At 61.1% G+C, this 14,653-nt stretch carries 20 protein-coding genes; 9 read left to right on the top strand and 11 right to left on the bottom strand.

Annotated elements, in window-relative coordinates; all coding sequences use genetic code 11:
• Positions 1 to 4: 4 nt before the first annotated feature.
• The 5 genes from AB8A33_RS21120 to lgt all read right to left on the bottom strand — a co-directional run bounded on the left by AB8A33_RS21120 (position 5) and on the right by lgt (position 4,669).
• Complete coding sequence (locus AB8A33_RS21120) at positions 5 to 958, bottom strand: ribose-phosphate pyrophosphokinase (RefSeq protein ID WP_439094568.1); 954 nt, start codon at positions 956 to 958, stop codon at positions 5 to 7.
• Positions 959 to 1,123: 165 nt separating this feature from the next.
• Complete coding sequence (locus AB8A33_RS21115) at positions 1,124 to 1,732, bottom strand: hypothetical protein (RefSeq protein ID WP_439094567.1); 609 nt, start codon at positions 1,730 to 1,732, stop codon at positions 1,124 to 1,126.
• Positions 1,733 to 1,930: 198 nt separating this feature from the next.
• Positions 1,931 to 2,695 (bottom strand): peptidoglycan editing factor PgeF, encoded by a 765-nt coding sequence (gene pgeF, locus AB8A33_RS21110; RefSeq protein ID WP_439094566.1) that lies wholly within the window; start codon positions 2,693 to 2,695, stop codon positions 1,931 to 1,933.
• Positions 2,692 to 3,816 carry a class I SAM-dependent methyltransferase gene (locus AB8A33_RS21105; protein ID WP_439094565.1) on the bottom strand — a complete coding sequence of 375 codons (1,125 nt, stop codon included), beginning with the start codon at positions 3,814 to 3,816 and terminating at the stop codon, positions 2,692 to 2,694. The genes pgeF and AB8A33_RS21105 overlap by 4 nt, the downstream gene beginning before the upstream one ends.
• A gap of 1 nt (position 3,817) precedes the next feature.
• The gene (lgt, locus tag AB8A33_RS21100; protein WP_439094564.1) at positions 3,818 to 4,669 is read right to left on the bottom strand and encodes a prolipoprotein diacylglyceryl transferase; all 852 of its coding nucleotides are present in this window, start codon (positions 4,667 to 4,669) and stop codon (positions 3,818 to 3,820) included.
• A gap of 198 nt (positions 4,670 to 4,867) precedes the next feature.
• Here lgt and AB8A33_RS21095 point away from each other — a divergent pair, with 198 nt between their 5' ends.
• From AB8A33_RS21095 to ychF, 4 genes are all read left to right on the top strand, one after another.
• Complete coding sequence (locus AB8A33_RS21095; protein WP_089261793.1) at positions 4,868 to 5,119, top strand: accessory factor UbiK family protein; 252 nt, start codon at positions 4,868 to 4,870, stop codon at positions 5,117 to 5,119.
• A 241-nt stretch (positions 5,120 to 5,360) separates the two neighbouring features.
• Positions 5,361 to 6,074 (top strand): 50S ribosomal protein L25/general stress protein Ctc, encoded by a 714-nt coding sequence (locus tag AB8A33_RS21090; RefSeq protein ID WP_439094563.1) that lies wholly within the window; start codon positions 5,361 to 5,363, stop codon positions 6,072 to 6,074.
• Between the two features lie 21 nt (positions 6,075 to 6,095).
• Entirely contained in the window at positions 6,096 to 6,719 is a 624-nt protein-coding gene (gene pth, locus AB8A33_RS21085; protein WP_439094562.1) for an aminoacyl-tRNA hydrolase, read from the top strand.
• Between the two features lie 9 nt (positions 6,720 to 6,728).
• The gene (ychF, locus tag AB8A33_RS21080; RefSeq protein WP_231077932.1) at positions 6,729 to 7,826 is read left to right on the top strand and encodes a redox-regulated ATPase YchF; all 1,098 of its coding nucleotides are present in this window, start codon (positions 6,729 to 6,731) and stop codon (positions 7,824 to 7,826) included.
• A gap of 72 nt (positions 7,827 to 7,898) precedes the next feature.
• On the opposite strand, the gene AB8A33_RS21075 is transcribed toward ychF, so the two are convergent.
• On the bottom strand, positions 7,899 to 8,222 hold the full coding sequence (locus AB8A33_RS21075; protein WP_439094561.1) for a DUF4282 domain-containing protein: 324 nt from the start codon (positions 8,220 to 8,222) through the stop codon (positions 7,899 to 7,901).
• 178 nt (positions 8,223 to 8,400) lie between these two features.
• Here AB8A33_RS21075 and AB8A33_RS21070 point away from each other — a divergent pair, with 178 nt between their 5' ends.
• The 3 genes from AB8A33_RS21070 to AB8A33_RS21060 all read left to right on the top strand — a co-directional run bounded on the left by AB8A33_RS21070 (position 8,401) and on the right by AB8A33_RS21060 (position 9,620).
• On the top strand, positions 8,401 to 8,859 hold the full coding sequence (locus tag AB8A33_RS21070) for a MaoC family dehydratase (protein ID WP_439094560.1): 459 nt from the start codon (positions 8,401 to 8,403) through the stop codon (positions 8,857 to 8,859).
• Positions 8,860 to 8,868: 9 nt separating this feature from the next.
• Entirely contained in the window at positions 8,869 to 9,351 is a 483-nt protein-coding gene (locus AB8A33_RS21065; RefSeq protein WP_320447013.1) for a MaoC family dehydratase, read from the top strand.
• A 125-nt stretch (positions 9,352 to 9,476) separates the two neighbouring features.
• On the top strand, positions 9,477 to 9,620 hold the full coding sequence (locus AB8A33_RS21060; RefSeq protein ID WP_172980332.1) for a hypothetical protein: 144 nt from the start codon (positions 9,477 to 9,479) through the stop codon (positions 9,618 to 9,620).
• A 355-nt stretch (positions 9,621 to 9,975) separates the two neighbouring features.
• Here the strand turns inward: AB8A33_RS21060 and AB8A33_RS21055 are convergent, their stop codons facing one another.
• The 4 genes from AB8A33_RS21055 to AB8A33_RS21040 all read right to left on the bottom strand — a co-directional run bounded on the left by AB8A33_RS21055 (position 9,976) and on the right by AB8A33_RS21040 (position 12,511).
• Positions 9,976 to 10,419 carry a hypothetical protein gene (locus AB8A33_RS21055; protein WP_439094559.1) on the bottom strand — a complete coding sequence of 148 codons (444 nt, stop codon included), beginning with the start codon at positions 10,417 to 10,419 and terminating at the stop codon, positions 9,976 to 9,978.
• Between the two features lie 171 nt (positions 10,420 to 10,590).
• Entirely contained in the window at positions 10,591 to 11,298 is a 708-nt protein-coding gene (locus tag AB8A33_RS21050; RefSeq protein WP_439094558.1) for a hypothetical protein, read from the bottom strand.
• A 311-nt stretch (positions 11,299 to 11,609) separates the two neighbouring features.
• The gene (locus AB8A33_RS21045; RefSeq protein ID WP_371421185.1) at positions 11,610 to 12,041 is read right to left on the bottom strand and encodes a nuclear transport factor 2 family protein; all 432 of its coding nucleotides are present in this window, start codon (positions 12,039 to 12,041) and stop codon (positions 11,610 to 11,612) included.
• A 194-nt stretch (positions 12,042 to 12,235) separates the two neighbouring features.
• Positions 12,236 to 12,511, bottom strand: a complete 276-nt coding sequence (locus tag AB8A33_RS21040) for a hypothetical protein (protein WP_309947258.1) — start codon at positions 12,509 to 12,511, stop codon at positions 12,236 to 12,238.
• Positions 12,512 to 12,655: 144 nt separating this feature from the next.
• Between AB8A33_RS21040 and AB8A33_RS21035 the strand changes: the two genes are divergently transcribed.
• Entirely contained in the window at positions 12,656 to 12,835 is a 180-nt protein-coding gene (locus AB8A33_RS21035) for a hypothetical protein (protein WP_089261775.1), read from the top strand.
• A gap of 34 nt (positions 12,836 to 12,869) precedes the next feature.
• Positions 12,870 to 13,184, top strand: a complete 315-nt coding sequence (locus tag AB8A33_RS21030) for a (2Fe-2S) ferredoxin domain-containing protein (protein WP_439094557.1) — start codon at positions 12,870 to 12,872, stop codon at positions 13,182 to 13,184.
• Between the two features lie 9 nt (positions 13,185 to 13,193).
• Here AB8A33_RS21030 and AB8A33_RS21025 read toward each other — a convergent pair whose 3' ends face one another.
• Entirely contained in the window at positions 13,194 to 14,513 is a 1,320-nt protein-coding gene (locus tag AB8A33_RS21025) for a dicarboxylate/amino acid:cation symporter (protein WP_092141565.1), read from the bottom strand.
• Between the last annotated feature and the right edge of the window lie 140 nt (positions 14,514 to 14,653).

The following is a 14,653-nucleotide window of genomic DNA, read 5'->3' as shown; positions in this document are numbered from 1 at the left end:
AGCCTTAGTCGAACAGGCTCGATACCGACTCTTCCGATGCCGTGCGGCCGATCGCATCAGCGATCAAGGCGGCAATCGACAGCGTGCGGATGTTCGGCGACTTGATCACGGCTTCAGTGGGCTGGATCGAGTCCGTGATCACCAGTTCCTTGAGCTTCGAATTGGTGATGCGCGCAGCAGCGCCGCCAGACAGCACGCCGTGGGTGATGTAGGCGTAGACGTCCTTGGCGCCGTTGGCGAGCAAGGCATCTGCCGCATTCACCAGCGTGCCGCCGGAGTCGACGATGTCGTCGATCAGGATACAGGTGTAGCCGGCAACGTCACCGATCACGTTCATCACTTCGGATTCACCGGCGCGTTCGCGGCGCTTGTCGATGATCGCCAGCGGGGCGTTGATACGTTTGGCGAGGCCACGGGCGCGAACGACGCCGCCGACGTCGGGCGACACGACCATCACGTTGCCGAGGTCGAACTTCTCCTTGATGTCGCGCACCATCACAGGCGAGGCATAGAGATTGTCGGTGGGAATATCGAAGAAGCCCTGGATCTGCCCGGCATGGAGATCGAGCGTCATGACGCGATCGGCGCCGGCATGGGTAATCAGGTTGGCGACGAGCTTCGCTGAGATCGGCGTACGCGGGCCGGCCTTACGGTCCTGGCGGGCATATCCGAAATAGGGGATCACGGCGGTGATGCGGCGCGCGGAAGCGCGGCGCAGCGCATCGGTGATGATCAGCAATTCCATCAGATGGTCGTTGGTCGGGAACGACGTGGACTGCAGAATGAAGACGTCGGAGCCGCGGACGTTTTCCTGGATCTCGACAAAGATCTCCATGTCGGCGAAGCGCCGGACACTGGCCTTGGTCAGCGGAATGTTCAGCCAGGTGGCGATTTCCTGCGCGAGGGCAGGATTGGAATTACCGGCGACCAGTTTGATCGAACCGTTCTTGGCCGACATCGACGCGTCTCCCCGCGGCTTGGTGGATACAACGTTCAGCATATCGGATTACCCACAAGAACTCGTCTAGCTGAGCGAGGTGATATCAAGGTCCGCGGTCCGCTGGCAACCCGTGGGCCGCCGTTTTCCTGCGTAAAACCGGCCTCTGCTTAACGTGAACTGAAGTCAGCGCGTCTCGGCAAATGCGGTAGCCTGCACGGGCAATTCATCGGTGCTGGCGATGGCGGGTCCGTTGCCGCGCGGCGGGGGCGGCTGCTCGCCGGGCGTGGTGCCATTGATCATGCCATTGAGGCCGGTGAGCCCCGCCTGCGCAATTCGCCGCAAGACAAGGTCGTCGGCCGTGGCCCAGGCGTCACGGCCGCCTTTGCCGGCCTGCTCCTCGCCCGACAGGCGTAAAGCGCGATTCTGGTCGCGGTCATAGACATCCCACACCCAGGCGATCGAGGTCTGGCCGCCGCGAACCTGGGCCGAGAGGTAGCTGCGGACCCGGAAAGCCGCGCTGTCCTTGCGCGATACAACCGCAAGGTTGCGCAGGCGCGCTTCACTATCCAACAGGTTGACCATGCGGTCGAAGACCTGCGGCGGCGGTCCGTCGATGGACTCAAATGCGACCGTTGGACCGGAGGCGGTGGAAAGACTGGCCTGCGCGTTCATGGCGCCGCCCGCATTGGGGACATTGGCGCAGCCGGCAAGCCCGAACGCTACGGTCAGCAACAGCGCAGCCTGGATCAGGCGCGGTCTGGCTCGATCGGTCGTAAGGGCAGAAAATCGCATAGGGCGTCCCGACTTCCGTCCGTTTGCCGCAAGCGGCGCCGGACAGGTCGAGCGATATCGTTAAAATGCGTTAAGGTCTAGGGCAGCGCGGCCACAGGTCTTTCCAGGGTGACCGAAACGGTCACCGCTCCCCGACAATTCGCGCTCAGTTTGAGGCAGTTCGGCCGCATTAAGGATAACGGCGCGTCAACGCGCGAGTTACTCAAGCACGATGGCGTGGATCTGGCGGCCATAATCCGGCTCGTTCCGATGCACGGACCGGCGATAGCTGAACAGGTTGTCGTCGGGATAGGTGTCGATGCCGGTGTCATCGATAATGGCAATGCCGGCGCGCTCCAGCCGCATCCGGATGAAGCCGCCGAGGTCGAACATAGCATGGTCGGCGCGGGTCGAGGGAATGAAGAACCGGGCGAAGCCAGCGTCGGCCTGGGTGAAGCGCTCGACGAATTCGGCGCCAACCTCATAGCTCGGCTGGCGGATCAGCGGACCGATCGCGACCACGATGTCGGAGCGGTTGGCGCCGAGTTTTTCCATCTCTGCGATTGTGGCCTCGAGCACGCCGGTGAAGGCGCCCTTCCAGCCGGCATGGGCGGCACCGATGACGCGCGCCTTGGGATCGGCAAACAGCACCGGTCCGCAGTCGGCCGTCGTGACGCCGAGCGCCAGGCCCTCGACCTTTGTTACCATCGCATCGACCTGCGGCCGTGATGCGCCGTCCCACGGCGCGTTGGCGACGGCGACGTCAGGTGAATGGACCTGATAGGCGGTGAGGAAGTGCAGAGGGGCAACGCCCATCTCCGCCGCCATGCGCCGACGGTTCTCCGCCACATGCGCGGGATCGTCGTTCGATCCGAGTCCGCCATTGAGGCCGGCATAGATGCCTTCAGAGACGCCGCCGTCGCGCGTGAAGAACGCGTGGCGCAGGCCGGGAATGGCTGACAGCAAAGGCGATGTGAAAGTCATGATGGCGGGGTCTCGATGCCGGTGTCGTCGCTCAGCGCCACCAGCGTGTCGATATTGGGATCGGAGATGCCGACCACCTTGAACATCGAGCCCATGCCGCCGCGGCCGCTGTCAATCAAGCGTCTCAGTGCGCCGGAGACGGTTTCGGAAACTTCCGGCGTGGCTTTGGCCATCAGGGTGAGCGCGCGCGTTTCGATGCCGAGGCGCTTGAGGAACTCGCCCTGCGTCACCGGCCCGTGCAAGCGTGCGCCAACATCCTCTGCCGCGCGGCCGAGCGCCTGGAAATCCACATGCGCGGTGATATCGGCCTGACCAGGATTCTTCAGCGGATCGGCATAGCTGTGCTGTGCGATAGCCTGCAGGGTGTCGCCGGCATCGCTGCGGACATGGCCGTAATCGATGATCAAAGCCGCGCCGCCTTCGTCGCGGACGCGGCTGGCAATCTTCATCATCTCGGTATCGGGGCGCCATTCGAACACCGCGCCGACAGGGGCTGCGCGCACCAGGGGCGGCAGCAGCACGTCGAAACGCGGTAGCGGATCGGTTGACGCGCTGAACATCAGCTGGCCGTTGCTGTCGATATCCACCATGCGCTCGTGCCAGCCGCCTTCGCGCTTCACGGCCTGATGGATCGGGAGGACGTCGAAATATTCATTGGCAAGGATGATCGACGGACCCGCGGGGACGGTTTCGATACTGTCGTGCCAAGTGATGTTGCGGGCGCCGGACAGCGTCGCCTTTTGCTTCTCGCGCAGCACCGGATTGATTTCGACGAGATGCACGTTGAGCGCCTGATACAGCGGCGGCAGCACGCGTAGCGCACGTAACGCGTCGGCCATCATGGTGCCGCGTCCGGGACCAAGCTCGATCAGGTGCACAAAAGGCGGCGCGCCCATAGCCCGCCAGACCGAAGCCGACCACAGGCCGAGCAGCTCGCCGAACATCTGGCTGACTTCGGGCGACGTGGTGAAGTCGCCCTCGCGACCGAGCGGATCGCGCGAAATATAGTAGCCGTGTTGCGGATGGGTGAGGCACAGCTGCATGTAGCGCCACACCGGCATCGGTCCGGTGGACTTGATCAGGCGCTTGATTTCATCCTGCAGCGGCGATTGGTCGGTCACATCAGGCCTTCTTGCCCGGACTCAATTCGAGCGATGCCTGCGGCTTTCGCCAGGCGCGCACCATCAAAACGAGTCCCACAAATATCATCGGCACGGAGAGCAGCATGCCCATGGTGAGCCCACCCCACAGAAATCCGAGTTGCGGGTCCGGCTCGCGGAAGAATTCGCCGATAATGCGCGCGACCGCATAAAAAAAGATGAAGGCGCCGAGGATCAGGCCCGGCCGCTTCAACGCACCGGCCCGGATCATCAGGGCCAGAATGAGAAACAGCCCGATGCCTTCGAGGCCGGCTTCATAGAGCTGGCTGGGATGGCGTGGAAGCGGCCCGCCATTGGGGAACACCATCGCCCAAGGCACGCTGGCGTCGGCGTGGCGGCCCCATAATTCGCTGTTGATGAAATTGGCGAGGCGCCCGAGCAAGAGTCCGATCGGGCCGACCGCGCAGGTGATATCGCCGAGCGACAGGACCGACAATCCGCGCTTCCAGCAGAACAGAAACACGGCAAAGACGCAGCCCATGAAGCCGCCATGGAACGACATGCCGCCCTTCCATAGCTCGAAGATCTCGGCGGGATGGGCAACGAAGAAATCCAGATTGTAGAACAGCACATAGCCGGTGCGGCCGCCGACAATGATGCCGATCGTCACCCACAGGATGAAGTCGTCGAAATCCAGTAGGGAGATTGGCGAAGGGCCGCCCCACAGTCTCGTGCTTTTGATCAGCGCGCGGGCATAAATCCAGCCGAGCACGATGCCGCCGATATAGGCCAGCGCGTACCAGCGAATGACAATCGGGCCAATCGCGATGGCGACTGGATCGAAAACGGGGAAGGCGATGGTCAGGAATGGCATGTGGTGGGCTTACGGCTCCCGATGCCGCCAGTAAAGCATTGGCTTGTGACGAATTAAGGGACTTCCGCAGTTGTGAACGCGAAACGCAGGCGATACTTGAACTGCGCGGCCGGGATCGCCATTGTCGATCCCGGGGATCGCTATTATCGATCCACATATCGATCCAGCGTGTTTGTTCATCCGACCGGAGTTCTTGCCATGACCCAGACCAACAATCGGTTCTTCGACGAGATCGGCCGTCTGATGAATGATGCCGCCGGCGCGGCTCAGGGCGTCAAGCGCGAGGTCGATACGGTGGTGCGTAACCAGGCTGAGAAGATCCTGCGCGACCTCGATATCGTGAAGCGTGAGGAGTTCGAGGCGGTCAAGGATATGGCCCGGCTCGCCCGCGAGGAGAACGAGGCGCTGAAGGCCCGGATCGCAGCGCTGGAAGCCAAGCTGGGCGGGTAAGCGGAGTTCCTGCGAGTGGCTCAGGCGGCCCGCCGGTTAACACCCGGCCTGCACATGACGGTTAAAAGGGCTCATGGGCGGTCCGGCAGGCGCAGAAAAAGCCTGTCATTTCCTTGTCTTTTTGGCATTTCGGCGGTAGAAGCCGCTCACGTCCGCAGCCCCCGCACCCCTGGAGGCTTGCTGCAACGTGAAAACGGGCCGCATTGCGGCCTTTAACTTTTAGAAAACAAGGACTTATACGATGGCGACCGTCAAGGAATTGAAGGCGACCGCACGTCCGGTGAGCGGCAAGGGGGCCGCACGGGCAGAGCGTCGCGCCGGCCGGGTTCCGGCTGTGATCTATGGTGACAACAAGCCCCCAGTGGCGATTTCGTTGGATGACAAGGAACTCCGCCTGCGCATTCAGGCCGGCCGGTTCCTCACCACGATCTGTGACATCGAACTCGAGGGCAAGAAGCACCGCGTGATTCCGCGCGACTTCCACCTCGACCCGGTCAAGGACTTCCCGCTCCACGTCGACTTCCTGCGCCTCGGCGAAGGCGCGACCATCCGCGTCAGCGTTCCGCTGCACATCAAGGGTGCTGAAGGCGCTCCGGGCGTGAAACGTGGCGGCACCATCAACATCGTGACCCACACGATCGAACTGGAAGCCGAAGCCGAGAGCATTCCGCAGTTCCTCGAAGTCGATGTCGGCCAGCTTGATATCGGCACGTCGCTGCACATCACCGACGTTGTTCTGCCGAAGGGCGTGAAGACGCTGGCTCGCGATGCCGACCTGACGCTGGTCACCATCGTGCCGCCGTCGGGTTACGGTGAAGAAGCTGCGACCCCTGCGGCTGCTGCTGCGGCCGCCCCGGCTGCTGCTGGCGCCAAGGCTCCGGCTGCCGGTGCCAAGGCCCCCGCCGCTGGCGCGAAGGCTCCGGCTGCTGCCGCCGCTCCGGCGAAGAAGAAGTAATCTGGCGCGGAGCTCCGCGTCATGCTTCTCTTTGTTGGACTCGGAAACCCTGGTGCCAAATACCAGGGCAACCGGCACAATATCGGGTTCATGGTTCTCGACGATATCGCGCGGCGTCACGGTTTTGGACCGTGGCGCCGTCGCTTTCAGGGCGAGACCTCGGAAGGCACGCTGGCTGGTGAGCGCGTCATCCTGCTGAAGCCGATGACCTTCATGAACGAGTCCGGCCGCTCCGTGCAGGAAGCGTCCGCCTATTTGAAGATTTCTCTCGGCGACATCGCCGCGTTTCACGACGAACTCGAACTACCATTCGCGAAAGTGCGCGTGAAGGTCGGCGGCGGCATCGCCGGACATAACGGTTTGCGCTCGATCTCCGCGCATGTCGGCAACGACTATCGGCGCGTTCGCCTCGGCATCGGACATCCCGGCGCCAAGGAGCTGGTGCATAATCACGTGCTGAGCGATTTCGCCAAGGCCGAACGGCCTCAGCTCGAAGCGTTCAACGATGCCGTGTCCGACCATGTAGGCCTGCTGGTCGGTGGTCAGGACTCGTCGTTTCAGAACAAGGTGCATCTGACGATGCAGGCCAAGGGTTTCACGTCGAAGGACGACAACGGCTCCGCTGAGAAGCCGTCGAAGAATTAGGACAGGATCATGGGATTCAAATGCGGGATCGTCGGACTGCCGAATGTCGGCAAATCGACGCTGTTCAATGCGCTCACCGAAACCGCTGCCGCGCAGGCTGCGAACTATCCGTTCTGCACCATCGAGCCGAATGTCGGTGAAGTCGCGGTTCCGGACAAACGCCTCGACAAGCTCTCCGAGATCGGCAAGTCCCAGCAGATCATTCCGACGCGCCTGACCTTTGTGGACATCGCGGGCCTGGTGAAGGGCGCGTCGAAGGGCGAAGGTCTCGGCAACCAGTTCCTCGCCACCATCCGCGAAGTCGATGCCGTCGCGCATGTGGTGCGTTGCTTCATCGATGACGACATCACCCATGTCGAAGGCAAGATCGATCCGCTCGCCGACATCGAGATCATCGAGACCGAGCTGATGCTCGCGGATCTGGATTCCTGTGAGAAGCGCATCGACAACCTGACCAAGAAGGCCAAGGGCAACGATAAGGACGCCAAGGAACAGCTCGATCTGGTCCAGCGCGCTTTGGTGCTGCTGCGCGACGGCAAACCGACGCGTTTTCTCGAGCGCAAGCCCGAGGAAGAGCGCGCTTTCGGAATGCTCGGCCTGCTGACCTCCAAGCCTGTTCTCTATGTCTGCAACGTCGAAGAAGGCGCAGCGGGCGAAGGCAACGAGTATTCGAAGCGGGTTGCAGAACATGCTGAGAAGGAGGGCGCTGTTGCGGTCGCCATCTCCGCCAAGATCGAATCCGAAATCGCTACGCTGTCACGTGCCGAACGTGCGGAATTCCTCGATACGCTCGGGCTCGAAGAAGCGGGCCTCGATCGCCTGATCCGCGCGGGCTATTCGCTGCTGCACCTCATCACCTACTTCACCGTCGGCCCCAAGGAAGCCCGTGCCTGGACCATCACCCAGGGCACCAAGGCACCGCAGGCTGCAGCCGTGATCCACACGGATTTCGAGAAGGGCTTCATCCGCGCGGAAACCATCGGCTATGAAGACTATGTCAGGCTCGGTGGCGAAGCCGGCGCGCGCGATGGCGGCAAGCTGCGGCTGGAAGGCAAGGAATATGTCGTCGCTGACGGCGACGTGCTGCATTTCCGGTTCAATACGTAAGTAGGGCGCTTGAAATCCACGCCGTCATCCTTCGAGGCGCGCACCTCAGGATGACGGCGTATTTTTCTGTACTCAGTACTGCTGGCTGTGGCCGTGATCCTGTCCGAGGTTTTGCCCCTGGTCTCGTATCGCGCCGAGATGTTCGTTGATGCGGAACACGATCAAAACGAACTCAGCCGCAATACGTGCGAAGATGATGCCGACGATCACGCTGGCGAGGCTCGACATCACGAGGACGAAACCGCCGAACGGGCTGATGGCCATTGCGGCGAGACCGGAAAAGATCCCGGAAATGCCGAACAGAATGATCAGTGCGATTACCAGCCAGTAGAACGTCTTGATGATTGTGGGTGTGATGAAACGGTCCCACTGAAACAGATCCCGAAATTCGAACATCGGTGAAATCCCCCGCCGTGTAGATGAGTGACAAATTCAATTGCATTGAGAAACGGCTTCAAATATCCCGGCCCGACCAGATTGACGGGCAGGATCGCGGGAAAGCCATGCAAGCGACCGGGTTGAGATTGCTGCAAATAACGGCCACAATCAGGCTTCCTCGACGGCATTCCCCATTATGACCCTGACATTTGAAGATTTTAAGCCCGGCCACTTCGGGACCTTCGGGCCGCGCCATATTACGCGCGACGAGATTATCGCCTATGCCCAAGAATACGATCCGCAGCCGATGCATCTCGATGAAGTTGCGGCAAGCGCGTCGATGCTCAAAGGATTATCCGGCTCAGGCTGGCACATGTGCTCGCTGATGATGCGGATGATCTATGACGGGTTTCTGCACAAGACCGCATCGATGGGCTCGCCGGGCGTGGATCAGATGCGATGGCTTGCGCCGTTTCGCCCGGGCGACGATCTGACGCTGGATGTCGAAGTGATAGAGGTACGCGCATCGCAAAGCCGGCCAAACTTGGGCATCGTCAAATTCAAGTTCAGCACACGCAATGCCAAGGGGCAGACGATTTCCGAGATGATCACCCCGATCATGATCGGGGTGCGTGAACCCGCCTCCGGGAACTAGGGTCGCAGCATGCGCTATCTGGAAGACATCCAAATCGGTATGCGCCGTGAGCTCGGCTCGTTCACGTTCACGGCGGAGTCGATTAAGGCGTTTGCCAGGCAATTCGATCCGCAACCGTTCCATCTCGATGAAGAGGCTGGCCGCAAATCGTTGTTTGGCGGTCTTGCCGCGTCGGGCTGGCACGTGGCGTCGGTCTGCATGAAGTTGCTGGTCGCCGATGGCCAGCGCGCGAAGGCGGAGGCAGAGGCGCGTGGCGAAGAGCCTCCAGTCGGTGGGCCATCGCCCGGCTTTCGTGATTTGCGCTGGACCCGGCCTGTTCTTGCGGGCGACACCCTGACCTATAGCAGCGAGGTCGTGTCCGTGCGCGCGACCGCGACGCGTCCGGGCTGGGGCATCTTGCAGTCGAAGAACGTTGCCGTTAATCAGCGCGGCGAGGAGGTCTACAGCTTCCTCGGTTCAGTCTTCCTGCCGCAACGGGGCGACGCGGCTTAACCATTTCAAACTTTATCGATGGAACCCTGGCGGTGTTAAGGGGTTCTGAACCTTGTGAGCGTGATCTGCGACTCACGGGTATGACGACTGAGACGACACTTCGCAGGACGATTTTGGGGACGACAATGGCTGACCGCACCGGATTGAAATTTGTGGGCTTCATCTTTGCAAGCGTGACGCTTGCGGTGATGCTGGCCACTTGCATGGTGGTCAAGGGTTATGCCGATGGCGCCTATACGCTCGAGAGCAGCGCAGTCGTCAGCCAGTAATTTTTACGATTTGCTAACCAGACCCGCGCCGAACTGCGCGGGTTTTTTCGTGAGTGGGGTCGATGATGGCGACCTCAGCGACTCCAGGCCCAGGCGAGCAGTGCCACGGCCACCAACAGTAATCCGACAAAACGCAAGATAATGGTCCCCATCCTGGGCGCGTTGCTGCGCGCCGGAATCGGATCGGTTTTGTTCGGCCGAATGGTCTCCACGGATCGATTCCCCCAAAAGCAGTCCACAGGTGCTGCGTAACCGTTGGTCGGGAACAAAACGAATAAAGTTCAATTGAATGGGCTCACGAAAAAACCGCCGCCCTTTCGGGCGGCGGCTTTTGATTCGGGCGGTCTGGTGCCGATCAGTCGTGACGCAGACCGTCAGCGGTACGCTTCCACTGAGCGACATTGTCGGCGATCAGGCGGGTCGACTTCATTGCGGCCTGGCTGAGCTGGGCATAGCCGGAGATCTCGCGCTGAACCCGCTGGCCTTCGGCGTGGAGCAGGTCGCGCAGACTCTCCAGTTCGGAAACCAGTTTCTCGATCTCGCCGAGCGAGGTGCCGGCGACACGCTGGATCAGCGAATTGACGCTGTTGACGGTCGCTTCGGTGGTTGTTTCCAGCGGCGCATCGGCGCCGCTCGTGGTGGTTTCGCTTGAATTGTTCACCATGCCAGGCACCGGACGACGGAGGTAAGCGATATCGTTGCGCACGAAGTCGCGGATGCCCGCTTCGACTTCAGACACAGCGGCGAGGTTGCTGTCGTCATCTTTGGCTTCTGTCTGTTCTGAACGAATGGCACTCATCAGCTCTTCCTTGTTTGTGTGAAGTGAACTTCACAGTGAGCGAGCGCGGTCCCCCGCATGACAAATTTACGTGTACATCTGCGCAGTGGATTTTGACGAGATCGCGGCGAATATGCGGCAGGGCGCCGATCTTTGCCGGCAATCATCTGGCAAAGTGTATTAAAACTTACTTTACCAACTATGCTTGAAGCCGGCCGAGAACGTCTTGTTGGTTACGCCCTGAACGGTCTCGCTGATCGATCCGGAGACGTTGACGCCGCCAAACAGCTTCTGCTCGGCGCCGAACTTGCGCAGCCATTTGTCGTCGGTGGTTGCGAGCGATTGTCCGGCGATGAAGCTGGTGCCGGTATCAGTGATGTTGAAGCGCGCGAGCTGGTCGGTCTCATAGCTGCGCGTCGGGCGACCGTTGTAGCCAATGGCCGGAATATTGCCTTGCTGGATCACGTTGTACCCGCTCTGCAGCGTCAGCGAATACTGATCGCCGGCAATGGGTACCGACTTGCTGAGCGAAGTGCCAAGTTTGGTTTGATCCGCGCCCGGATCGACGCGCGCTTCGATCGCCGTCTTGTCCCAGATCGAACCCACGCCGGGAGCAGTCGCTGCCGCCCAGGCGGCGCCGCCTGATTGGGCCTGCGCCGTGCCGTCGCCGAACTGATTGCGATAGGCATCGGCTGCGCTGCGTGGTGCGGTCTGCCGCGCGACATTGATGTCGGCGCCGACGCGGGTATCCCAGAACGGCGTAACCGACTGCTTGACCGAGAGGGCGGAGGTGCCGTTGCTGTCGTTGGAAGTCCAGCTGGACGACGGGCTGCCGACGATCAGCGACGAGCGCTTCTCGCGGAGCGATGCCTTCGCCGTCGGCGAATCGTCAGTGTTCAAGAGGCTCCAGTCGGGTTCCGTGGTGTCAGCAGAAGGAGTGGCTACCGTGTCGACTTGCTCTATTTCGCCGGGAGGTGGTGCAACGTCGACGAGGCCGCGCCACGGATTTTGCGCGTGAGCCGGAAAGGCCAACGCGGCTCCGCCGAGTGCTGCGATGAGCGCCCAATATGTCGGTCTGATTGAAGCCATCGTGCCACTGCCCAGCAAGATCGCGGATCGATTGGCACATAATACCATCAGGCCCGGCGGAATTGTGGCGTCGCAACATTTCGCTGGGGATGGATGTTGGCGATTGGCAATCGCCGTGCTGCTCAGGCGATCTTCGGCAGATGGATAGGCCGGCCCAATGCCTGTTCGACCAGGTCGAACGTATCCACGACCACGCGCATGCTGGTCAGACGCCCGGCCTTGAACTGCGCGAATTGCGCCAGCCGCAGGCTAATCGGGCGGTTCGAATCCAGCGCGGTCAGCGAGAAGCGCATCATTGCGGAGCCTGACTCATCACCAAGGATCATCGACTCCCGCTCGAAGCGATGCACCCGCACATTGTCGGCGATCTGCTTGCAGACATCGAGCACGGCAGCTTTGCCGTGGCGTGCGCCGAGAAACGGAAACATGTCGATCGGGCCGTAGACCGCCCATTCGATATTGTCGTCGATGATGTCAGCGAGGTGGTCGAGTTGGCGTTCATTGATGGCGCGATGCAACGCGCGCGAAAAACGCCAGAGGCTGTGCTCTGTCATTGGGATTGTCCTGAAAATGGCTGAAAACACTTGCGCGCCGGGGCAACGTCGCCCGGGCGGTCTGCACAAATTGCTTGAGACCTGAAGTAATATAATTTCGCTAAAATTCAATGGATTATTTTGCATTGCACAAATGTTCGTGGTGAGGAGCTGCTCACCAAAACGTTAAGCTGCATTGCGGCGTCGGCATAACCTTACCGGTACGTCTGCTCGTGGTCCTGCACGGGGAGCGGTTCCATGGCGACATCGCCATTGCGGGCAGCCATGATGCCAAACAGAAGGGCCCCGCCGACGGCGCCAAGGAGTGCGCCAATGGGCATGAAGGTGAAAAACACCAGCATGGCGCTATAGCCCTCGAAATTGCTGGTCTTGAACAATTCGACCCAGGCGACGCCGGCTCCGATCCCCACGGCCGCTCCACCGAGCAACCCCAGAACCAGACCCAGCAAGATCAGCAACGCGATTTTCATGCAGCGCCCCCACTCAACATTTTATGCGTCAAACAACGGCGCCAGAAGGTTCAACGGCGGGCGGGGATTTCATGCGCTGGGGCCTGGTTAAGGAACGCAGTTTGAGCGGCTGCGTTGCTCTCGACCTGCAAGGGGAGATTCCCGATGACCAAGCACATCCAGCCCGTACCTGAGGATAACTGTAGCGACAAAGGACCCGGCAGCGCGCCGAAGGTTACGCTCGATAACACCAAGGGTCATCGCGACGACGAGAAGCACAATATTCGCGAGCAGGCGGCGCACGGCAATCTCACGCAGAATACCAGCAACCGCCGGTCGGGGTGATCGCAATGCAGCGGGCGGTGTCTATATAAGAGGAATGGCCAGTAAACCCGTCGTCACCGCGCGCTTGCGCCGCGCGTCACCCGTTCTCGTCTGCAAGAAATGCCTTGGTCGCATTGATGATGGGAAGGCGTTGCGCAAATCACTCAAGTCGGACTTGAAACGCCGCAGCGCCAAGCAGGACATGAAAAGTCCACGCGTGGTGCTGACGAGTTGCCTTGGCATCTGCCCGAAGCGTGCCGTCGTCGTGGCGAGCGCCGCGACGTTACAATGCGGGGAGTATCTGTTGCTGTCAGGTGCGGACGCCAGCGCAGAAGCGGCGGCGACGCTGATGCCGGATCACGTGCCCTAGACAGGGCGATCAGGCTGCCGATTTTGCCGGCAGTTCTTCCAGCGGCCGGCGCTCCATCTCTTCGCCGAAATCGATCGGATGCAGCAGCGCTTCGTGGAGCTGATGGCGATCGAGTTCGCCTTCCCAGCGGCTGATGACGATGGTGGCGACGCCGTTACCGATCAGATTGGTGAGCGCGCGGCATTCGCTCATGAACTTGTCGATGCCGACGATGATGGCCAGTGCGGTGATCGGAATATCGGGGATGATCGACAGCGTCGCGGCCAGCGTCACGAAGCCCGCACCGGTGACGCCCGACGCGCCCTTCGATGTCAGCATCGCCACGCCGAGCACCGCGGCCATCTGGCCGAAGGTGAGATGCGTGTTGGTGGCCTGTGCCAGAAACAGCGTGGCCAGCGTCATATAGATATTGGTGCCGTCGAGATTGAAGCTATAGCCGGTCGGGATGACGAGGCCGACCACCGGCTTCGATGCGCCGAGGGCTTCCATCTTGGTGATCATGCGCGGCAGCACGGTCTCGGACGACGAAGTGCCGAGCACGATCAGCAGCTCGTCCTTGATATAGCCGATGAAGCGCAGGATCGAGAAACCGAAGGCACGCGCGATGCCGCCGAGGACCAGCAGCACGAACAGCAGCGACGCCAGATAGAAGGTGAAGATGAGATAGCCGAGATTGACGAGGGCGCCGAGGCCGAACGAGCCGATGGTGAAAGCCATCGCGCCAAAGGCGCCGATGGGCGCGAGCTGCACGATCATGCCGATGATGCGGAAGAACATCTTGCCGGCGAGATCAACGCCTTCAGCAATCTTTTCGCCGGGTTTTCCCATATGCGAGATCGCGAAGCCGGACAGGATCGCCACCAGCAGCACCTGCAGCAGATCGCCTTTGGCCAGCGAGTCGAAATAGGATGTCGGAATGATTCCCATCAGATGGGTGACGAAGCTTTCCTCCTTGGCGCGGCTGACGTAGCTGGCGACGGATTTCGCGTCCAATGTGGAGGGATCGATATTGAAGCCGGCGCCGGGTTGCAGGAAGTGACCGACCAGCAGGCCAATCAGCAGCGCCAGGGTGGAAACCGTCTCGAAATACAGCAGCGTCTTGCCGCCGATGCGGCCGACCTTGCTCATGTCGCCGATCGAGGCGATGCCGTGCACCACGGTGCAGAATATCGCCGGCGCGATCATCATCTTGATCAGTGCGATGAAGCCGTCGCCGAGCGGTTTCAGGGCCTTGCCGGCATCCGGGTAGAAGTAGCCGACGGTGACGCCGATCGCGATCGCGATCAGCACCTGGATATAGAGAATGCGATACCAGGGTTGCTTGGCCATCGTGGTTTCGTCCCTTGAAAAGCGCTCATCACCATCGACAGCCGCGCGGAAAACATAGGTGCGCTGAGCTGCGGCGTAAAGTCACGGTTTGAACAGAGCTACGGTTAAACCGCGGCGCAGCCCCGCCATGTCCACCGCGC

Source organism: Tardiphaga sp. 813_E8_N1_3 (assembly GCF_051811025.1).
Classification (GTDB): Bacteria; Pseudomonadota; Alphaproteobacteria; order Rhizobiales; family Xanthobacteraceae; genus Tardiphaga.
This window is presented reverse-complemented; position numbering and strand designations above follow the sequence as displayed.